Source organism: Synergistaceae bacterium (assembly GCA_017450125.1).
Lineage (GTDB): Bacteria > Synergistota > Synergistia > Synergistales > Aminobacteriaceae > JAFUXM01.
Genome location: JAFSWZ010000025.1, coordinates 23,793 through 44,910 on the forward strand (window position 1 = coordinate 23,793; position 21,118 = coordinate 44,910).

The following is a 21,118-nucleotide window of genomic DNA, read 5'->3' on the forward strand; positions in this document are numbered from 1 at the left end:
ATTATTATTCTCTCTCACTCCCGCGAAACTATGAGCGTCATTCCGTCGAGAGATTTCACGACTCCGTACGTGCCTTGAAGAAGTCGGCCTTCCTCTGTCCGTGCACTCCATATCTCGCCGCGACACTTCACCTGTCCTGCAGCGTCCGAGCTTATGTTTGTGAGGATTTCCGCGCGTTCGCCTATCATTCCGGGCTTGCCGGTTGTTACTCTCCTGCGCAGTCCCTTGACGACAAGATACGCCGCTAACCCGAAACATATCCCCAGAGCTACAGCTATGCCCACAATGAACGTCATCGAGATCTGCAGCAGTTCTCCGCCCGGTGCTCTGAACAGGAACACTCCGCCGAGACAGAACACAGGAAGCCCCAGCAGTGAGAGAAGTCCGCCTGTTCCTGCGTAGAGATCTATAGCCATGAGGATTATTCCTGCGAGAATGAGGACAATTCCCGCCCAGTTGAAGGGAAGCATCTTCAGGCCGATTGCTCCGAGCAGAAGCATAACTCCTCCTGTTGTGCCGAGAATGAATCCGCCGGGAGTTATGACCTCGAAGAAGATAGCCATGATTCCGCCGGAAAGAAGCATGTACGCGATTTCAGGGCTGGACACGAACTGTATAACCCTCTCGCTGAACGACATACTGACCCGCGCAACAACAACGTCATCATCAATCGATATGCCGCGTCTTCCGCGCACTGCCTTGATGAGGCTGTTCACGTCTCCGGCGATGAGGTCTATTGCTTTGGCTCTAAGGGCTTCGGTTGCGGTGAGGGAGATGCTCTCCTCAATCATCCTTTCCGTGATTTCCTGATTGCGCCCGCGAAGCTGTACGACACTGCGCATCTGTGCTTTGAGGTCGTTCATGACCTTGCTGGTCATCGTGTCGCCGTCAATGTCCTTTCCGCCCGCCGTAACGGGGTGAGCCGCGCCGATGTTCGTGCCGGGGGACATTGCCGCGATGTGCGCCGCCTGAACGATGAACGCTCCTGCGCTGGCCGCACGTCCGCCCGGTGGAACCCAGACCGCTACGGGGACTCGTGAAGCAAGAATCGCCTGAACGATTCCGCGCATTGCCTCGACGAGTCCGCCGGGTGTGTCGAGCTCGAAAACTATCAGCGAGGAAGACGATGCTTCTGCGTCAGCTATCACGTCTTTGACGTACTCCTCCATCTGTACGCCGACTGTCCCGCGCAGGGGTGCGAGGGTTACGGTGCTTCGGGCGTGTGCACAGCCGCACAGCAATAACAGCATAATAACTGCAAGTATCTTTCTCATTATTCCTTCTCCTTTCCGCGCCAGAATGTCCGAATAGGTGTCCCGGTGAAATCTTCCAGCTCCCTCAGCTTGTTCTTGACGTGATTCTCAAAGCCCGTGTTCACGAGTTCCGGGCTGTTCACAAAGAAGATGAACGTCGGCGGCTCACTCTCTGCCTGCGAACAGTAATACACTTTCAGCGCGCGTCCCTTCCTGTCGCTGGGCAGACGGTCAAACGCCAGAACATCCCTCATCAGCCGGTTGAGCTGGTTCGTCGGGATTCGCTTCTGACGGTTCGCGTAAACTGTCCGAACTGTATCGAGTATCTTGCCTACCCCGCGTCTGTTCATCGCAGAGGCAAATATCACCGGCGCATAGCTCAAGAACGGCATCTCGTCGCGGATCTTCTTCATGAGCTTCCCTGCAGTGTCCTCGCCGCTCATCAAGTCCCACTTGTTCAGTACAATCACGATGCCCTTGCCCTTCTCGACGATTAGCGAGGCCGTGCGTTTGTCTTGGTCAGTGCAGGGTTCGCGCGCGTCCATCAGCAGAAGCGCAACGTCCGACCTGTCCACTGCCCCCAATGTCCGAACGAACGAGTAATACTCGAGGTCGCCGTCGAACTTGGCCCGCCGCCTAAGCCCCGCAGTGTCGATTATCCTGAAAGCCTGGCCGTCCACAGTTATTGCCGTGTCAACAGGGTCGCGCGTCGTTCCGGCAACAGGGCTCACCAGCGAACGTTCAGCCCCCGTTATCCTGTTCAGGAGTGAGGACTTGCCCACATTGGGCTTGCCAGCAATCACCAGTCTGATTTCGTCAGCGGATTCGGAACTTTCACCCTCAATGTCGGGCGGCAAAAGCTCCGTTAGTGCGTCGAGGAGGTCATCAAGCCCCCTCTTGTGCAGTGCGCTCACCGAAAAAACGTTCTCGAAGCCCAGAGAGTACGCGTCGTTCATCATGATGTCATGCTTGGGGTCATCGAGCTTGTTCACGGCAACAACTACAGGCTTGTTCCCCTTGCGCAGGAATGAAGCTATCTCCTCGTCCGAGCTCGTCAGGCCTTCGCGTCCGTCAACGAGAAAGATTACCGCGTCGCACTCCTCCACCGCCGCCTGAACATGCGCGCGTATCCCCGAACTGAACGCCGTATCTGTCCCGAAGATTCCGCCCGTGTCGATGACGTAGAACTTCCTGCCCCTGTGCTCCGCCTCGCCGTAAAGCCTGTCCCGCGTAACTCCGGGCATGTCGTCGACGATCGCATTACGTGTCCCGGTCAGACGGTTGAAGAGCGAGGACTTGCCGACGTTAGGACGGCCGACTATAGCTATTATCGTGCTCATTAACTGTTCATGTAGGCGGAGAGCTCTTCGCCCTTCAGGCCTGAAGCAATACCGACTGCCAGACGTATACGCGCCTGATAAGGTGAGAGAAGCCCCGCGCCTATTAACCCCATCTCCAGAAGCTGGGACGCACTGCCCTCGTAGGTTTCCGTCGCCTGCACGAAGCCGTCAGGGTAACGCGACGACAGCACCACAGGAATCCCGGCTCTCACGAGCTTTCGCAGCAACGGAACCCACGTGCTCGGGACATCTCCGTCGCCGAGACCCGACACTATGAGGCCATCGAGTTCCTCAAAGCGTTTGTCCATCAGAGCACGGAGGACTACATCACCGTCCCCGAGTGCCGCACTGAGTATCGGGATGTTCCGTGCAACAGGAGCGGAGAGCTTCTGCACCTTTCTGTGTCTGGGGAAACGCAGAGATATATAGTCGCCGCTCGGCTGTGAGAAGACTCCCAACGGAGACTCCGGGAACGCAAGAAGCCCTGCCCTGTTGAAATTCGAGATTCTCAGGACATCCGCAGGTGCGTAGATTGCGTCCTGAATGCAGATGAGTGCTCCCTTGCCCGTGCACGCTCCGGAAAGTGCCGCACGTACTGACTGCGTCAGGCGGGTCGCTGTCTCGCTGTTCTGGCTTCCGGCGTTGAAGATTGAGCCGGTGAAGATTACGGGAGGGTTGAGCTCCCACACAAGGTCAGCAAAGTACGACAGCTCTGCAAGTGCCTGAATCGCGCAGGTGATTACGACTCCTCTTGCTCCTTCGTCGTGTATGAAGCCGCTCGCCATGCTGATAATGTCTGCACACATCCTCAGCGTGTAGTTCGAGGGGGGCTGAGTGCTCCATTTCTGGAAGACTACGTGGCTCTTCACGTCCTCAGGAAGCAGCGCGAACAGTTCTTCGTCGGAAAGTTCCGGGTTCTCGTGCTCCTCGTGCCTCTGTACGATTCTTCCTCCGGCCAAGAGCACAACTATCTTATCTCTGTTCTCCATAAACTCTGATACACCTCTCTAGTCTAGTAACCTAAATCCTCGCCAACTAATATGACGTGATACCTTCTGCCTTTCACTGCCTGTTCAAGGATGAGAATTGCCCTGCACATTCCGTACTCGTTCCCGGCCTGTGAGCACATTACGCATTTCCCGGCCTTAGTGCAGGCTGTGGGTTCGTTCTGGCGGATAGCGTTGGGGATTGTGGCGGAACGTGCGCGCGCTAGTCCGTCCTCAAGCGAGAAAGCCAGCTTGTTCATGCCGATAACGAACAGAACGAAGCCGTTGTTCTCTCCGCCCCACGCCATGCCTGCGACTCTGTTGCCCGTGCCGTCAATGTTGATGATGATGCCGTCCCGCGTGAGTGCGTTTGCGCTAGTCAGGAACACGTCTGAACTGTTCTCGCGGTCTCTTGCTGCCCTGCGTTCCTCTGCGCTCATCGGCCCCCAGTGCTGGTGTATGGTGTTGCCGCGCGCCTTCAGTGCGTCGAGTGCACCGATCGCCCTCACCGTAACCGTGCCGGGAATCCCTACGCTCGCACCCTCAGGCACAAGCTCAAGGACTCTCTTCAGTGCGTCCTCAGCCGTAGGAACATACTCTGCCTCGAAGCCTCTGCGTTCGAGTGCCTTGACCACTGCTCCGCCGACAATCTCATTTGCCTTGACTACGTTTTCATTCGCCATAATGTTTTACTCTCCCTTCAAGAATGTCATTTCCACTTCAATAGCGGGAACTCTCCCGAACTTTTTGCGAGCCTCGTCAAGCATCCTCTTTGCGTCGAAGAACATTCCCTTTGCGCGGTAACTTGCCGCAAGCCCGATGTACGGCCGAATGTCATTCTCTCGTATCGCGTGTGCCTTGTGGAAGTTAACGAGAGCACGGCTGTACATTCCGATGTTGAAGGCGTGGTTGGCTTCGGACATCGCCTCATCGAACGTCATCGGCCTCACCGCAGGAAGCGTTACCCTCTGAGTTTCTTCAGGCTGTGGAGGCTGTGGCTCGTCATCGTGAGGTGTGTTTCCGGGAATAAGCCTGTCTACCTCCGCACGCGCCTCGTCTCTGTGCTCAGTGTCTCCTTCGGGGAGCGAGGCAGTGTACTCGTTCCACGCGGCTATGGCTGTCTGTGTCATTCCGGCCTTCTCCGCGCTCCTCGCCAGCCCCGTCAAGAACGTCAGGATGTGCGGGTAACGTCTCGCGCCTCTCTGGTAGAGCTGGGCGGCTTCGTTGTACTTGCCCTCAGAGTAGAGAGCAGCTGCCCGGGCGTTCAGGCCTTCGGGTGTCTCTCGCTTGATGAACCACAGGCCGAAAAACGCGAACCCCAGCGTCATAAGCAGCACTCCGCAGAAAATCAACGCTTTCTGCAGGTACGGGTGAGCCGGAGTGTTCTCCGCGTCCTGCTCGCGGGCTAGTGCGGCTCTCTCCTTTCGGCTCTGAAGCGTCGCCTGAAGTCTTTGCGTGAAGTTCGCGCCGTGTTTCGGGACGGGAATATACGCGTCGCCCTGAAGGCTCGGGTTCTCGATGTAGCCTTTGTCCTCGTCGTCCTCATCGGAGCTTATGTCCGTCCACATCTCCTGCGGCGGCTCGTTGAGGTCGATGTTGAGGCTCGAGGCTTCGTGCCATGCCTGATTCAGAATCGACGAATGCTGCTCGGCATCAAGCGGCTCAGAACCTCCCTGCCAGCTGTCGGATTCCTGCTCTTCCTGCTCGGCGGGAACAGGCTCGCTCTCCGGGACTTCTTCGGGCTCTTGAGGAAGAGCTTCGGGTTCTGGGAGGGGTTCTGCGCTGCCGGGTTCTTCCTGAGGAGTCAGCCAAGAGTCAAAGAGTACTTCATCTTCAGTCTCTTCTTCCGGCTCGCTGACAGTCTGCCACGCATCATTGAGGGCAGTGATCCGCTCCTGAGGGGCTTCGGGCTCTGGGACAGGTGGCGGTGCTTCGGGTTCTTCCTGAGGTTCGGGGGGAGTTTCCGGCTCAGGCATCGGAAGCTGAGGCTGTGCAGGCAAAACAGGAGCAAGAAGCAAGCCCCCATGTCCTGCCTCGTCAGTATGTTCTGAGTTAAGCCAGTCGAATAAATCCTGAGTCAAAATCTTTTCCGCCTTGTGAGAAATAACAGGTCAGTTTAACAAGTATTCGAAAAGTTAGCAACGTTGCCGGTTTCATCTCCCTTACTGCTATAATGTGCAAAAATCTCCAAAGGATATGTGATAAATCAATGTCTGTCATGACCGTTAATACCTTGCGGTTCGGCACCGTCTCTTACGATGATGACGACCTGCTGTTCTTCCCTCGCGGCATTCCTGCTTTCGAGGACAGTCATAAATGGATACTCGCAGGCAGTGAAGACAGCGCGATACGCTGGCTGCAGAACATCGAGGACGGAAACCTAGCCCTCCCCGTAACTTCTCCCGACGCAGTACGCCCTGACTACAACGCCAAGATTCCCGACGACGAACTGAAGCTCATCGGCACAGAGAACTTCTCCGAGCTCGCGTTCCTCATCGTCTTGACCGTCCCCGAAGGTGCGCCCTGGAACATGACCGCCAACCTCCGTGCTCCGATTCTGATTAACCTTAGGACACACAAGGCAGTGCAGGTGATTGCGCTCAATGAGGAGTACCCGATAAAGCACCTGATTTTTCCCGACGATGTCCGCGAGAAGATGAAGGCTCGTGCGAAGGGAGGCGCAGAATAATGCTTGTGCTGAGCAGACGCGTCAACGAAAGCATACAGATCGGAACTGACATCGAAGTGATGGTGATAGACGTGCGCGGAGACATTGTGCGTCTCGGGATAACAGCTCCGCAGTCCACGCAGATATGGCGCAAAGAACTCTGGGACGTTATCGTCAAGGAGAACCGCACGGCCGCTTCTGCCCCGAACGTCTCGGAGATAGGTTCTGCGCAGAATCTTCCCTTGTCGACGTTCTCGAAGCTCTCGAAGATACCCACAGTGAAGGTGAACAAGAAGTGAGCATGAAGACAGCAATAATACTCGGCTCGGACTCAGACCTTCCAATAGCAGAAAAGGCTGTGGAGGTGCTGAGGAAGCTCAATCTGCCTTTCACCGTTCACGTTATCAGCGCGCACAGAACGCCGGAAGCCGCACGAACCTTCGCGAAGAACGCCAAAGCCGACGGTTACGGTGTAATCATCGCGGTTGCAGGGATGGCGGCGCACTTGGCCGGAGTAATCGCCTCGTACACGCGTCTTCCCGTAATCGGAGTCCCGGCAGCTTCGGGAGGACTCGGCGGGATTGACGCTCTGCTCTCGACTGCGCAGATGCCTTCGGGCGTACCTGTGGCGACTGTTGCGGTGAACGGCGGGGCAAATGCCGCGTGGCTGGCAGCAAGAATGCTCGCTCTCAGTGATGCTGAACTCTCAGCGAAACTTGACGCGGAAGCTGACGCAATGGCTTCAAGCGTAGAGAGGAAGAACGATGACATCAACCACAAGTACACTCTATAAGTCCGCCGGAGTTGACGTTCAGGCGGGCTACGACGCAGTGAAGCTCATGAAGGCTCACGTTGAACGCACGCGCATTCCCGGAGTGCTCGGAGGTCTCGGGGGTTTCGGCGGAATGTTCGAGCTCCCGGACGGCACAATACTCGTTAGCGGGACTGACGGCGTGGGCACGAAGCTCAAGATTGCGTTCTCCCTGAACACACATAACACCGTAGGCATCGACTGCGTAGCTATGTGCGCAAACGATGTTCTGTGCGTCGGTGCGCGGCCTCTGTTCTTCCTAGATTATGTTGCCGTCGGCAAGAACATTCCCGAACGTGTAGCCTCAATCGTTGAGGGAGTCGCAGAAGGATGCGTGAGGGCGGGCTGTGCGCTTATCGGAGGAGAGACCGCAGAGATGCCAGGCTTCTACCCTGAGGACGAGTACGACATTGCGGGTTTCTGTGTCGGGAGCGTGAAGAAGGACGAGATGCTTGACCCGTCGAACGTCAAAGAGGGCGATTCGCTTGTCGCTCTGCCGTCGTCGGGAGTGCACTCAAACGGTTTCTCGCTCGTGCGGAAGATTTTTGCTGACGTGAATCAGTACATCCCTGAACTTGGCCGGACGCTCGGAGAGGAACTTCTCACACCTACAAGAATCTACGTTAAGGATGTCCTGCCTGTTCTGCCGTTCGTGAAGTCAATTGCGCACATTACCGGCGGAGGCTTCTACGAGAATATTCCGCGCTGCCTGCCGGAAGGACTTTGCGCGAAGATAGATCGTGCGACGGTGAAGACACCGCCCATCTTTGACGTGATTATGCACGAGGGGAAGATTGCTCTTGACGAGATGTATCACGTCTTCAACATGGGCGTTGGAATGGTTATCGTTACGGCCAAGCCCGACGAGATAACAAGAGCGATAGATGGCGCGTATGTCATCGGCGAGACAGCTAGAGGAGAAGGGATAAAGTTATGCTGAAGATAGCAGTGTTAGTGTCTGGTGGCGGAACGAACCTTCAGGCACTTATTGACGCACAGAACAACGGGACATTAACCAGCGGACGCATAGTGCAGGTAATCTCCTCGAGGAGTGATGCATACGCGTTGGAACGCGCAAAGAAGGCGGGCATACCCTGCGCAGTCTGCAGCAGCGAGGCAGAGACGTTGAGGGCTCTCAAGGATTGCGGGGCAGAACTGGGAGTGCTGGCGGGGTACATGAAGATTCTCTCTCCTGAGTTTCTGCGTGAATGTGCAATCCCGATAATGAACGTTCACCCGTCGCTTATCCCGTCGTTCTGCGGCAAAGGTTTTTACGGGCTCAAGGTTCATGAAGCTGTGCTGAAGTCCGGCGTTAAGGTTACGGGTGCTACTGTGCACATGGTGAACGAGATTCCCGACGGCGGAGAGATCGTCGCACAGAAGGCGGTAGATGTGTTGGAGGGTGATACGCCGGAGACGCTTCAACGCCGTGTGATGGAGAATGCTGAATGGGTGATACTTCCGCGAGCCGTCGAAGCAGTCAGCCGCAAACTCTCACGCAAAGTGTTTGCCAGCTCTATGCGTTATCCTGGAAGAGGGATAATCACGGGCTGTACTCCGTCGGGAAAACCTATGCTCGCATATTTCATCATGGGCAGGAGCGCAGGGAGCAGAGCCAGAGTGTTCGTGCCTTCAGGTGATGACCTGTTAATCAGAATGACAGGTGATGTCTCGGACACGTCATTAATCCTCTATGCGCCGGTTCGCACTCTCGGCGACACGATAATAGTTACGAACGGAGACCAGACCGACACGATACGCGACGCGCTACAGAACGGCGGTACGTTCGAGGGGGCATTACGTACGCGGGAATACGAGCCCGACGCACCGCACTACACCCCTCGTATCAGCGCGATAATCACGCCGGAAGGTTACAGGCAGAGCATCCTGAAACGTTCGGGACGTTACTTCTTCGAGTACGCGTTCACGCCGGGCAAGGGGCATCTGATTCACACGTATGATCATGACGTAGCGCGTGATGCTGTCCTGCCGTCATTCACGGGTGAACCGAGAGAGGTAGAGATTCCTGACGACATGGAGAGTTTTGCTGTGTCGCTGTGGAATGAGCTTGATTCGGACAACAAGGTATCGCTGTACGTAAGGAGCGGAGATTTCCGCAGAGTGTTCAACAAGGGGGAATAGAGATGCAGGAATGCAGACTGAAATACGGGTGCAATCCCGACCAGAAGGCCGCAAGAATATTCATGAGGGATGATTCACCTTTGCCGCTAGAGATACTGAACGGCAGGCCGGGCTACATAAACTTTCTTGACGCGCTGAACTCGTGGCAGCTGGTGAGGGAGCTGAAGAGAGTTACGGGGCTTCCGGGCGCGGCATCGTTCAAGCATGTTTCACCGGCAGGGGCAGCACTCGGCCTGAAGCTGACTGACGAGGAGCGCAGGATGTTCTTCGTTGATGACTCTCTGCCCGTGAACGACTCGCCGATTGCGTGTGCATATGTCCGTGCGAGAGGAACTGACAGGCTTTCATCCTTCGGGGACTGGATAGCCCTTAGTGATGAGTGCGACGAAGTTACAGCCCTATACATTCAGCACGAGGTCTCCGACGGAATAATAGCACCGTCATACAGCCCTGAAGCGTTGGAGATTCTGAGGGGCAAGCGTAAAGGGGGCTACGCGGTCGTGAAGATTGATGCGGACTACGAGCCTCCCGCAGAAGAGACACGCGACGTGTTCGGGATAACGTTTGAGCAGACGAGAAGCACTGCGCCGGTGATTGAGCCTGATGCTTTCAGCAGCCCAGTAACTTCACGCAAGGACATTCCCGAAGAGGCACGGCGTGATTTGCTGCTCGCTCTGGTTACGCTGAAATATACGCAGTCTAACTCCGTGTGCGTAACTTTCGGCGGGCAGACGCTTGGAGTCGGTGCGGGCCAGCAGTCGAGGATAGCTTGTGTAAGATTGGCATGTGAGAAGGCGGAGAGAAGGCTTCTCCGTGCTCACCCTGCGATTCTTCCTCACGAGTTCCCCGCAACGATGGGACGGCCTGAGCGCGACAACGCAATTGACGAACTCACGCGCACCCTTCCCGACGGCGACAGGGCAGAGTTCCTCGCGAAGGTTCACGGTGTATCGCTGGGGAGTGATGCATTCTTCCCGTTCCCTGACAACATAGAACGTGCGGCCAAGAGCGGCGTGAATTACATTGCCCAGCCCGGCGGCTCAATCCGTGATGACCTTGTGATAAAGGCGTGTGATGAACTCGGCATCGCAATGGTAATGACGGGTCATCGTCTGTTCCATCATTGATAAGGCTGCTGCTTGCCGGAGGTCTGGGAAACCAGATGTTCCAGTACGCGTTTGCGCGGTCTCTGGCTCTTCGTGCGAACACAGGCTTGAAGATTTCGCGGAGGTTTCTGCGCAATGACGGTTTCGGGCGGAGTTACTCGCTTCATCATCTTTCTCTGCCCGAAGATTTCACGATGACGAAACGCGAAGAGAGAGCAGCACACGCATTGATGTACGTCTCGCGGAAGCTGGGGCTGAAGAACGGCTGTATTTACGACAAGAGGTTTGACGCGGTGAGGTCAGACTGTTTCGGCAGGGATAATCTGACGCTTCAAGGGTACTTCCAGAGCGCGGGGAACTTTGCGGGTTACGAGGAGACAATCAGGCAGGAGATGAAGGTCTCAACGCCTCCTTCTAGTGAGAACGCGGAGATGATTCGTGAGCTTGCAGGGTGTGAGAGCGTGTGCGTACATGTGCGGCGCGGGGATTATCTGGGCTTGAAGTTCGGCTCTGTGTGCGGGTACGAATATTATGCGACTGCAATGAAGTACATCGCTGAGCGCGTGAAGTCTCCAGTGTTCTACATGTTCTCGAACACCCACGAAGATATTTGCTGGCTGAAGGAGAACTGGGAGTTTCCGGGCTTCAGCGTGAAGTATGTTGACCTGAATAATCCTGATTACGAGGAGCTCCGGCTGATGTATTCCTGCAGGCATTTCGTGATTGCGAACTCGTCGCTGAGCTGGTGGGGAAGCTATCTCTCCGGCAGCGCAGGGATAGTGTGTGCGCCGTCAAGATGGGTTGACGACAGGCCAATAACAGAGACGAATATCTGTCTGTCTGAATGGACAATAATTGACGCTTGAAAGGAGAAATAAATTATGAACAGCACAGTAACTTTTGAGGCTAATCCTGCACTCAAAACCAGAATCGATTTTGCGTGCAAAGTTTTAGGACTTGATGTCTCAGAAATAATCTCTGAGGCATTCAACGCATATTTCCGCAAACTCATAACGGAAGAGAAGATACCCCTCGATCTTTTAGTGATCTCCCAAAGCCAAGATAAACCCGAAACAGAATACACATTTGCGAAACCCGAGCTGAGAACTTGCAAGCTGACATCAGCAGAACTATCAACTTTGGGTAAAGCTCACCTCAAGAATTACCAGCAAGCTTCACAGGGAAACCCCAAAGCCCAGAACGTCATGGGCACATACTACGAGAGCGGCAACGGCCTCGAGAAAGATTATGACAAGGCAATTTACTGGTACACTCTCGCGGCCGAGCAGGGCAACCCGAATGCGCAGTATCATTTAGCAGTCCTCTACAATAAGGTTAAAGATAACCCCTTGACAGCCTATTACTGGTTCGAAGTTGCAAGGATGTGCGGGTTCAACATTACAGCACTGCATAAAGATTACATGTTGAGAATAGCTGAGAGGCTTTCTGCGCGTCAGCTTGAGACTGCTCAGCGTGAAGCAGAACGTAAATTTTCAGAGATACAGAAACATCAATAACTAGGAGTTGATTGTATGAACGTAATGATAATCGGCGGAGGCGGACGCGAACACGCCATCGCCCGCAGTATCGCCAGCAACCCCCACATCACAAAACTCTACGCCCTTCCCGGCAACGGCGGCATCTCCGAGCTCGCTGAATGCGTGAACATCGGAGCAGAGGACATCGCCGGAATAATCACCTTCGCCCGTGAACACGCAATAGATTTTGCGGTCGTTGCCCCTGATGACCCGTTAGCTATGGGCTGTGTCGACAGGCTCGAAGAAATCGGCGTGAGGTGTTTCGGTCCGACCCAGAAGGCCGCCATAATCGAGAGCAGCAAGATTTTCGCCAAAAAACTCATGACGAAGTACGGCATCCCCACAGCTCCCTACAAGATTTTCACGGAGATAGATGATGCTCTGTCGTACTGCGCGCTTCATGATTACCCCATCGTGATTAAGGCAGACGGACTCGCGAAGGGAAAGGGTGTTACGGTCGCGGAGAACTTCAAGCAGGCTCGTGAAGCCGTAATCTCGTGCATGAGGGATAAGGCTTTCGGCGCGAGCGGAGAACGCATCCTCATTGAGGAGTGCCTCAGAGGCCCGGAAGTTACCGTGCTGGCCTTCACCGACGGCAAAACTATAATCCCCATGCTCTCGTCAATGGATCACAAACGCGCTTACGACGGCAACAAAGGCCCCAACACCGGCGGAATGGGAGTAGTTGCCCCGAACTTCTACTACACTCCAGAAATCGCTGACGAGTGCATGAAGACAATCTTTCTCCCCACAATCAACGCCATGAACGCAGAAGGCCGAACCTTCAAGGGCTGTCTGTACTTCGGGCTTATGCTCACTAAGGACGGCCCGAAAGTCATCGAGTACAACTGCCGCTTTGGCGACCCTGAGGCTGAAGCAGTCCTGCCCCTCCTCGCAACCGACCTCTTCAGCATCATGCTGGCTGTACGTGAAGAGAGGCTGAGCGAAATTCCCGTGAAGTTCATTGACGGAGCATCGTGCTGTGTGGTTCTCGCATCAGGGGGGTATCCGGGCAAGTATCTTACCGGCCACGAGATAAATTTTGGCGAGGCTGAGGAAGTTCCGGGCGTTGAGGTCTTTCACGCGGGCACAAAGAAGGAAGGCGGAAAGTTCTTCACGTCAGGGGGACGGGTTCTCGCGGTTACCGCAGTCGGAACGAACGCGCAGGAAGCCCGCGAACGTGCTTATGACGCTGTGAAGTGCATAAACTTCGAGGGAGCACGTTACAGGACAGACATAGGAGCTTGCTGACAATCTCTCAAAAGTGATTGCTAAATCTCCCCAAACACTTGCTATTATCGGTGTGAAGGGAGATGTTCTCATGATTAAGGAAGCAATAGTCAAGCTCGTCAACAAAGGCGACCTGACTTACGATGAAGCATATACAGTGATGAACGAGATAATGTCCGGCCAGACTTCACCGACTCAGAACGCGGCCTTTCTCGCGGCAATGTCCACCAAGAGCGCGCGTGCAGAGACCACCGACGAGATAGCGGGCTGTGCCGCCGCAATGCGCGAACACGCACAGAAAGTAGAGCCGGGCTTTGAGGTGTTCGAGATTGTAGGGACAGGCGGGGACAACGCACACAGCTTCAACATCTCGACGACATCGGCACTCGTAGCGGCATCGGGTGGTGTTAAGGTGGCCAAGCACGGCAACCGCGCGGCATCCTCTCTGTGCGGAACTGCTGACTGTCTCGAGGCGTTGGGCGTGAACCTCGACCAGCCACCCGCAAAAGCCGTCGAACTCCTCAAGACTGCGGGAATATGCTTCTTCTTTGCGCAGAAGTACCACGCATCAATGAAGTATGTCGGAGCAATCCGCAAAGAACTCGGCTTCCGTACAGTCTTCAACATTCTCGGCCCGCTCACTAACCCCGCTTCTCCGTCAATGCAGCTTCTCGGTGTCTATGATGAATACCTCGTGAACCCGCTGGCTCAAGTTCTCGTCTCGCTCGGTGTAAAGCGCGGAATGGTAGTTTACGGACAGGACAAGCTCGATGAAATCTCCGCGAGTTCACCCACAACAATCTGTGAGATTCGCGACGGCTGGTTCAAGTCGTACGTAATCAGGCCTGAAGATTTCGGCCTCAAGACCTGCGACAAGTCCGAGCTTACCGGCGGGACTCCCGCAGAGAACGCAGAAACCGTGCGCGCAATCCTCAAAGGTGCGAAGGGTGCGAAGCGCGACGCAGTACTGATGAACGCCGGAGCATCTCTGTACATTGCCGGGAAGGCCGCGAGCATGAAGGCAGGTATAATTCTTGCACGTGAACTCATCGACAGCGGAAAGGCATCTGAAACTTTGAGGGTGTTCATCGACGAGAGCAACAAGGCATGAGTATCCTCGACACGCTCGCCGAACACGCCCGTGAACGCGTGAGGCTCTCTAAGCAGAAATTACCCCTTGAGGTTCTGCGTGAACATGCGGAGGCACTCCCGAAAGATGGTTTCACGTTCGAGGATGCGTTACGGAGAGAAGGGCTGTCGTTCATCTGCGAGTGCAAGAAGGCTTCACCGTCAAAAGGACTCATCGCGGAAGATTTCCCCTATCTTCAGATTGCCCGCGAATACGAGGACGCAGGGGCTGATGCAATCTCCGTTCTGACTGAGCCGGATTACTTTCTTGGCCGGAACGAGTACCTTCAGGAGATAGCGGAGGCTGTGAAGATTCCGTGCCTGCGCAAAGATTTCACGGTTGACGAGTACATGATTTACGAGGCAAAGACTCTCGGGGCTTCTGCTGTCCTGCTGATTGTCTCTCTGCTCGATGATGAGACATTGAAACGTTACATCACAATCTGCGACGCGCTGCAGATGTCCGCACTCGTTGAGGCACACGATGAAAGCGAGGTACATTCAGCCCTGAACGCAGGAGCGCGCATTATCGGTGTGAACAACCGAAACCTTAAGGATTTCACCGTAGACACAGGCAACGCTTCAAGGTTGAGGAGGCTGATTCCCCGTGATGTAGTCTTTGTGTCGGAAAGCGGCGTAAAGGACGCAGAGGACATTGCACGTGTACGCGGGGCTGGAGCTGACGCTGTGCTTATCGGAGAAGCGTTGATGCGTGCACCAGACAAGCGCGCGAAACTTGCGGAGCTCAGAGGGACATTATGACGCGTATAAAGCTGTGCGGTCTCACGCGCGAAGAGGACGTACACGCGGCAAATGAGCTTATGCCCGACTATATAGGCTTCGTCTTCTGGGAGAACAGCAGGCGTTACGTTTCGCCTTCACGAGCGGAAGCCTTGAGGAGGATTCTTGCCGGAGGGATTAAGGCTGTCGGTGTGTTCGTTGACGCAGAGCCGGAATACATCGCCAGCCTCTCGGGCATAATCGACATCGTACAGCTTCACGGCCAAGAGACCGACGAATACATTGCGCGTCTTCGAGCTCTAACACCTCTTCCAATCATCAAGGCCTTCAAGTTCAGCGAGGTACGGGACACAGCGGCGGATTACGTTATGATAGACACCGGCAAAGGAACAGGCAGAGCCTTCGACTGGTCTGCGGTGAACATAACGCGCCCGTACTTTCTCGCCGGAGGCCTCAACCCCGAGAACGTCAGGACAGCAATACGTACGCTTCACCCTTTCGCGGTTGATGTTAGCTCGGGCATCGAGACGGACGGCGTGAAGGACAGCGCAAAGATGAGTGCATTTGTCGGAGCAGTGAGACAGGAGGACGGACAATGACGAACAATGCGGGACGTTTCGGCATTCACGGGGGGCAGTACATCCCGGAAACATTAATGAATGCCGTGATAGAACTTGAACGCGCCTACAACCGCTTCAAGAACGACGAGGAATTTACGCGCGAGCTTGCAGATCTTTTCAGCGACTACGCAGGACGGCCTTCGAGGCTGTATTACGCAAAACGCATGACTGAGGACTTGGGCGGAGCGAAAATCTACCTTAAGCGCGAAGACCTCAACCACACAGGCGCGCACAAAATCAATAACGTTTTGGGTCAGGCACTCTTGGCCAAGAAGATGGGCAAGACTAGACTTATTGCCGAGACGGGAGCTGGCCAGCACGGAGTCGCTACAGCAACAGCCGCCGCGCTGATGGGTATGCAGTGCGTTGTGTTCATGGGAATTGAGGACACAGAACGGCAGGCACTCAACGTCTACAAGATGCGCCTTCTTGGTGCTGAGGTTGTCCCAGTTAAGACGGGAACAGGTACTCTCAAGGATGCAGTCTCCGAAGCGTTCAGGGAGTGGACATCGAGGATTGACGACACTCATTACTGCTTGGGCTCGGTTATGGGCCCACATCCTTTCCCGACGATCGTAAGAGATTTTCAGGCCGTAATCTCCCGCGAGATACGCGCACAGATTCTTGCACGTGAAGGGAAGTTGCCTGATGCGGTAATCGCCTGCGTAGGCGGAGGCTCTAACGCTATGGGAAGCTTCTGGCACTTCATAGGTGATAAATCTGTTCGGCTAATCGGCTGTGAGGCGGCAGGAAGAGGAGTTGACACCTTCGAGACTGCGGCAACAATTGCGAGTGGACGGCTCGGAATCTTTCACGGCATGAAGAGCTATTTCTGTCAGGACGAGAACGGGCAGATTGCGCCGGTGTACTCAATCTCTGCGGGGCTGGACTATCCCGGCATAGGGCCAGAACACGCCCACCTTCACGACACGGGACGCGCTGAGTACGTGCCTGTTACGGATGAAGAGGCAGTAAACGCGTTCGAGTACCTTTCGCGCACAGAAGGAATAATTCCCGCGATTGAGTCGGCTCACGCGGTATCACACGCAATGAAGATTGCCCCGTCAATGAGCCGGGACAGCATCATAGTAATAACTATCTCGGGCAGGGGCGACAAGGACTGCGCGGCAATCGCACGATACAGGGGGCAGAACATCAATGACTAGCATTCGTGAAGCATTCACACACGGAAAAGCGTTTATCCCGTTCATCACCTGCGGAGACCCCGACACGGAAACAACGCTTGCTGTTGTGCGTGAGGCAGTGAAAAGGGGCGCGGACATCGTGGAGCTAGGTATACCATTCTCTGACCCGACGGCAGAAGGCCCGGTGATTCAGGGTGCGAACCTCCGTGCGCTGAAGGGCGGAATAACTACGGACAAAGTTTTTGCGATGGTCAAGGAACTGCGCAAAGATGTTGATGTGCCGCTGGTGTTCATGACTTATGCAAACGTTGTGTTCTCGTACGGCACAGATAAATTTCTTGGCCGGTGCGAGGAAGTAGGAATTAACGGGCTGATACTGCCTGATGTTCCGTTCGAGGAGAAGGAGGAGTTTGCTCCCGTCTGCCGTTCGCACAACGTCGCGCTGATCTCGATGGTTGCTCCTACGTCAGAGGACAGAATAGCCATGATTGCGCGCGAGGCTGAAGGATTCCTGTACGTTGTCTCAAGTCTTGGGGTTACGGGAACGCGCACCGAGATAACTACTGACCTCGCATCGATAGTCGGAGCAGTTAGGAGGAACTCAGACGTTCCGTGCGCAATCGGCTTCGGCATCTCAACACCAGAACAGGCACGCAGAATGTCAGAGATTGCTGACGGCGTGATAGTCGGCTCTGCAATCATCAAGCTCTTGGCCAAGTACGGGAAAGATGCTCCGTCCTTTGTCGGAGAATACGTGCATTCAATGAAGGAAGCCATACGGTGAATTATAATAGCCTCCGTAAATCATAGTTGCGGAGGTTAATAACTTGGTTCACAGACTTTACACAACACGCAAAGACACACACAACCCCGAATCACAATCACTTCTTCAGGAGCTCCGGGCATCCGGCCTTGAGGACATAAGAATCTACAGCCGCTACGACGTTGAAGGCCTCACAGACGGACAGCTCAGCGAGTGCAGGTATTCAGTTTTCGCCGAACCATTCACTGACATCCTCGCCGAAACATTGCCGGACGGTGCGGACTACGTTCTCGCGGTGGAATATCTGCCCGGACAGTACGACCAGCGCGCCGATGCCGCAGAACAATGCGCTATGCTCCTTCTGGGTTTCCGGCCGGTCATACGCACGGCGAAAGTCTACCTGTGCTGGGGAAAATCTCTCGACACTGAGGCACTGCGCAAATTCTTCATCAATCCCGTCGAAGCCAGAGAGGCACAGCTTGAGGAGTACGATTCGCTTGAGATGGAATATTCGCGGCCTGATGACGTGAAGACCGTCGAGGATTATTCGTCGCTGAAAAATTTAGCGATGAGCCAGGAAGACCTGGAGTGCATCAAGAGATACTTTGCAGCACTAGGCAGGCAGCCTACGCGGACGGAAATCAAGGTGCTCGATACATACTGGTCTGACCATTGCAGGCACACGACGTTTTCGACGCACATTGACGGCGCGAAGATTGATGATGAGCGCGTGAAGACAGCCTTTGAGCAGTACCTCTCAATCCGTGAGGAGCTCAGCCGTTCCGGCAAGCCCATAACGTTAATGGACATTGCCACTATAGGCGCAAGATACCTCGCCCCCGCAGACCTCGTAATCTCTGAAGAGAACAACGCCTGCACGGTACGGATTGACGTTAACGGCGAGAAATGGTTATTGCTGTTCAAGAACGAGACTCACAACCACCCGACGGAGATTGAGCCTTTCGGAGGGGCGGCAACGTGCATCGGCGGAGCGATAAGAGATCCGCTGTCGGGGCGAGCGTACGTCTATCAGGCAATGCGTATCACTGGAGCTTCTGACCCTTCACAGCCCGCAATTCCCGGAAAACTTCCACAGCGAACAATCATCACGAAGGCGGCGGCGGGCTACAGCTCTTACGGCAACCAGATAGGGCTTCCTACGGGGCTTGTTGATGAAATATATCATCCCGGTTACACGGCCAAGAGAATGGAGATAGGCGCGGTCATTGCGGCAGTCCCAGAAGCAAACGTCCGGCGCGAAACTCCGAAGGCCGGAGACGTTGTGCTTTTGCTCGGAGGACGGACGGGCAGGGACGGCATAGGAGGGGCAACGGGCTCGAGCGTCTCGCACACATCGAAATCTCTCGACACTTGCGGCGCAGAAGTCCAGAAAGGCAACGCTCCCGAAGAACGCAAACTGCAGAGGCTGTTCCGTAACCCCGAATTTTCGCGGCTCATCAAGAAGTGCAACGACTTCGGAGCAGGAGGGGTTAGCGTTGCAGTCGGTGAACTTGCTGACGGGCTGGATATTGACCTTGACGCTGTGCCGCTGAAGTACGCGGGGCTTGACGGGACGGAAATTGCGGTGAGCGAGTCTCAGGAACGGATGGCAGTTGTGGTTGAGGCTGGGGATGCCGGACGCATCAAGGAGCTCGCAGGCAGTGAGGACGTACAGGCGACGGTTATTGCCCGCGTGAACGACTCAGGGAGAATGCGAATGACCTGGCGCGGAAAAGAGATCGTGAACATCTCGCGCGAGTTCATCAGCAGCAACGGAGCACCAAGAAGCACATCAGTAACCGTTCCTGCTCCATCCCCCTTAACTGCTAACCCCTTCTCCCTGTCCTCTCTTAACGTGTGCTCGCATCGCGGCCTCGCGGAACGTTTCGACTCCACCGTCGGAGCTCACACGGTCTTGATGCCTTTCGGCGGAAAGTACCAGAAGACTCCCGCTCAGGTCATGGCGGCCAAGATTCCGCTGATGAATGGTGAGACTGACACATGCTCGCTGATGTCGTGGGGGTTCGACCCGTACATCTCGGAGGCCTCGCCGTTCGACGGAGCGTATCTCGCCGTAACAGAATCACTGTGCAAGATCATCGCAGGGGGCGGCAATCTCTCTCAGTGCTGGCTGACGCTTCAGGAGTATTTCGGCAAGCCGGAGAATGACCCGCAGAGGTGGGGGCTTCCGTTCGCGGCACTGCTCGGAGCACTGAAGGCACAGTTGGACTTCGGAGTTGCGGCGGTCGGCGGAAAAGACTCAATGAGCGGTTCATTCATGACGAACGAGGGCAAGAACCTCGATGTTCCTCCGACACTGGTATCTTTCGCGGTGTCGGTGTGTAAGGAGCACAGCATACTATCTCCCGAGTTCAAGCAGTCAGGCTCGCGCGTTGTGCTGCTTTCGCCGGAATACGACAGCAGAGGCCTTCCCTTACCTGCTTCACTCATGAAGATATTTGCGACAGTTGAGAGGCTGAACGCTGAAGGGAAGGTGCTTGCGTGTGCCACGCCCACAGCAGGCGGGGTCAAGGCTCAGGTGTTCAGGATGTGCATCGGCAACGGTCTGGGCTTCGAGTTCACGGGTGATGTCCCTGACGACGAACGCAGGGGAAGATTCATCCTCGAGCTCTCTGACGCTGAAGGACTCCCTGAACTTGGCCGGGTTGTGGCTGAGGGCGGGAGCTTCAACCTCTCGGAGTGTGAAAAAATCTACGATGCTCCGTTCTCGGGAATCTTCCCGGTTGAAGCTGAAGTTCACGCGAATATTCCTGCCGTTGAGGTTAAGCCCGCCGGTGAACGCGCAACGTATCAGCTTCCTCCTGTGCCGTCGCCGGTGTTCCTCGTGCCCGTGTTCAACGGGACTAACTGCGAGTACGAGACAGCCCGCGCAATCGAACGGTGCGGAGGACGTGCAGAAATTTTCGTGGTGAAGTCCCTCACTCCCGAGCTGATGAAGGAATCAGCATCACGTTTCGCTACAGCCCTGAACAACGCACAAGCCTTAGTTCTGCCCGGCGGTTTCTCGAGCGGCGACGAACCCGACGGAAGCGGCAAGTTCATCGCGATATTCCTTCGCAGCCCGGTTGTGCGCGAGAGCCTTGAAGCCCTCCTCAACGACAGGGGCGGGTTGGTCTGCGGAATCTGCAACGGATTTCAGGCACTCGTCAAGACCGGCCTCCTGCCTTACGGACGAATCTGCGAACCCGAAGAACTCCCCTCAACCCTCACCTTCAACGCAATCGGACGGCATCAGTCCCGCATAATACGTTCACGCGTTGTCTCGAACAGTTCCGTGTGGATGAGCAGGTACAGCGTCGGCGAGGTGTACTCAATGCCCATCTCTCACGGCGAGGGACGCTTTGTGTGCAGTGAGGAGCTTTTCACGGAACTCATGAGGAACGGGCAGATTGCCGGGCAGTACGTTGACCTTGAGGGCAGGCCGTCAATGAGGACGTGCGACAACCCGTCGGGGTCGAGTTACGCTGTTGAGTGCCTGACTTCGCCGGACGGGCGTATACTCGGGAGGATGGGGCACGCAGAACGTGTCGGCTCTGGGCTGTACAAGAATGTTCCGGGCAAGTATGACCTGAGATTCTTCGAGGGAGCGTGCAGATACTTCATGAAGCAGTAAAGGAGGTGTTGTT

General features: G+C 55.4%; 20 protein-coding genes. 15 read left to right on the forward strand and 5 right to left on the reverse strand.

The annotated features are described in order from the left end of the window. Window positions 1-14 precede the first annotated feature (14 nt). The 5 genes from IJT02_05015 to IJT02_05035 are packed head-to-tail and all read right to left on the reverse strand — an operon-like array spanning window position 15 to window position 5,660. On the reverse strand, window positions 15-1,274 hold the full coding sequence (locus IJT02_05015) for a nodulation protein NfeD (GenBank protein ID MBQ7544287.1): 1,260 nt from the start codon (window positions 1,272-1,274) through the stop codon (window positions 15-17). Next, window positions 1,274-2,593 carry a ribosome biogenesis GTPase Der gene (der, locus tag IJT02_05020; protein MBQ7544288.1) on the reverse strand — a complete coding sequence of 440 codons (1,320 nt, stop codon included), beginning with the start codon at window positions 2,591-2,593 and terminating at the stop codon, window positions 1,274-1,276. The genes IJT02_05015 and der overlap by 1 nt, the downstream gene beginning before the upstream one ends. After that, window positions 2,593-3,582: an asparaginase gene (locus IJT02_05025; GenBank protein ID MBQ7544289.1), complete on the reverse strand. Its 990-nt coding sequence runs from the start codon at window positions 3,580-3,582 to the stop codon at window positions 2,593-2,595. Before IJT02_05025 ends, der begins: the two co-directional genes overlap by 1 nt. 23 nt (window positions 3,583-3,605) lie before the next feature. After that, on the reverse strand, window positions 3,606-4,262 hold the full coding sequence (locus IJT02_05030; protein MBQ7544290.1) for a lactate utilization protein: 657 nt from the start codon (window positions 4,260-4,262) through the stop codon (window positions 3,606-3,608). 6 nt (window positions 4,263-4,268) lie between these two features. Then, window positions 4,269-5,660, reverse strand: a complete 1,392-nt coding sequence (locus IJT02_05035; GenBank protein ID MBQ7544291.1) for a hypothetical protein — start codon at window positions 5,658-5,660, stop codon at window positions 4,269-4,271. A gap of 128 nt (window positions 5,661-5,788) precedes the next feature. Between IJT02_05035 and IJT02_05040 the strand changes: the two genes are divergently transcribed. The 15 genes from IJT02_05040 (at window position 5,789) to IJT02_05110 (ending at window position 21,105) form a co-directional block, all read left to right on the forward strand. Then, a complete protein-coding gene (locus IJT02_05040; GenBank protein MBQ7544292.1) occupies window positions 5,789-6,268 on the forward strand; it encodes a flagellar assembly protein FliW in 480 nt (159 codons plus the stop codon). Next, a complete protein-coding gene (gene csrA / locus IJT02_05045; protein MBQ7544293.1) occupies window positions 6,268-6,546 on the forward strand; it encodes a carbon storage regulator CsrA in 279 nt (92 codons plus the stop codon). Before IJT02_05040 ends, csrA begins: the two co-directional genes overlap by 1 nt. Before the next feature lie 2 nt (window positions 6,547-6,548). Continuing rightward, window positions 6,549-7,040: a 5-(carboxyamino)imidazole ribonucleotide mutase gene (gene purE, locus IJT02_05050; GenBank protein ID MBQ7544294.1), complete on the forward strand. Its 492-nt coding sequence runs from the start codon at window positions 6,549-6,551 to the stop codon at window positions 7,038-7,040. After that, window positions 7,012-7,998, forward strand: a complete 987-nt coding sequence (locus IJT02_05055) for a phosphoribosylformylglycinamidine cyclo-ligase (protein MBQ7544295.1) — start codon at window positions 7,012-7,014, stop codon at window positions 7,996-7,998. The genes purE and IJT02_05055 overlap by 29 nt, the downstream gene beginning before the upstream one ends. Further along, on the forward strand, window positions 7,992-9,200 hold the full coding sequence (purN, locus tag IJT02_05060) for a phosphoribosylglycinamide formyltransferase (protein ID MBQ7544296.1): 1,209 nt from the start codon (window positions 7,992-7,994) through the stop codon (window positions 9,198-9,200). The genes IJT02_05055 and purN overlap by 7 nt, the downstream gene beginning before the upstream one ends. Before the next feature lie 2 nt (window positions 9,201-9,202). Continuing rightward, window positions 9,203-10,327, forward strand: a complete 1,125-nt coding sequence (locus IJT02_05065) for a phosphoribosylaminoimidazolecarboxamide formyltransferase (protein MBQ7544297.1) — start codon at window positions 9,203-9,205, stop codon at window positions 10,325-10,327. Further along, window positions 10,324-11,172, forward strand: a complete 849-nt coding sequence (locus IJT02_05070) for an alpha-1,2-fucosyltransferase (protein MBQ7544298.1) — start codon at window positions 10,324-10,326, stop codon at window positions 11,170-11,172. The genes IJT02_05065 and IJT02_05070 overlap by 4 nt, the downstream gene beginning before the upstream one ends. Before the next feature lie 15 nt (window positions 11,173-11,187). After that, window positions 11,188-11,823, forward strand: coding sequence for an SEL1-like repeat protein (locus IJT02_05075; GenBank protein MBQ7544299.1), 636 nt, complete (start codon window positions 11,188-11,190; stop codon window positions 11,821-11,823). A gap of 15 nt (window positions 11,824-11,838) precedes the next feature. Continuing rightward, window positions 11,839-13,095, forward strand: coding sequence for a phosphoribosylamine--glycine ligase (purD, locus tag IJT02_05080; protein ID MBQ7544300.1), 1,257 nt, complete (start codon window positions 11,839-11,841; stop codon window positions 13,093-13,095). Window positions 13,096-13,165: 70 nt separating this feature from the next. After that, on the forward strand, window positions 13,166-14,185 hold the full coding sequence (gene trpD, locus IJT02_05085) for an anthranilate phosphoribosyltransferase (GenBank protein MBQ7544301.1): 1,020 nt from the start codon (window positions 13,166-13,168) through the stop codon (window positions 14,183-14,185). After that, window positions 14,182-14,964: an indole-3-glycerol phosphate synthase TrpC gene (gene trpC, locus IJT02_05090; GenBank protein ID MBQ7544302.1), complete on the forward strand. Its 783-nt coding sequence runs from the start codon at window positions 14,182-14,184 to the stop codon at window positions 14,962-14,964. The genes trpD and trpC overlap by 4 nt, the downstream gene beginning before the upstream one ends. Then, the gene (locus IJT02_05095; protein MBQ7544303.1) at window positions 14,961-15,542 is read left to right on the forward strand and encodes a phosphoribosylanthranilate isomerase; all 582 of its coding nucleotides are present in this window, start codon (window positions 14,961-14,963) and stop codon (window positions 15,540-15,542) included. Before trpC ends, IJT02_05095 begins: the two co-directional genes overlap by 4 nt. Then, window positions 15,539-16,729: a tryptophan synthase subunit beta gene (gene trpB / locus IJT02_05100; protein ID MBQ7544304.1), complete on the forward strand. Its 1,191-nt coding sequence runs from the start codon at window positions 15,539-15,541 to the stop codon at window positions 16,727-16,729. The genes IJT02_05095 and trpB overlap by 4 nt, the downstream gene beginning before the upstream one ends. Next, window positions 16,722-17,492 (forward strand): tryptophan synthase subunit alpha, encoded by a 771-nt coding sequence (locus tag IJT02_05105; GenBank protein ID MBQ7544305.1) that lies wholly within the window; start codon window positions 16,722-16,724, stop codon window positions 17,490-17,492. Before trpB ends, IJT02_05105 begins: the two co-directional genes overlap by 8 nt. A gap of 43 nt (window positions 17,493-17,535) precedes the next feature. Continuing rightward, entirely contained in the window at window positions 17,536-21,105 is a 3,570-nt protein-coding gene (locus IJT02_05110; GenBank protein MBQ7544306.1) for a phosphoribosylformylglycinamidine synthase, read from the forward strand. Window positions 21,106-21,118 lie beyond the last annotated feature (13 nt).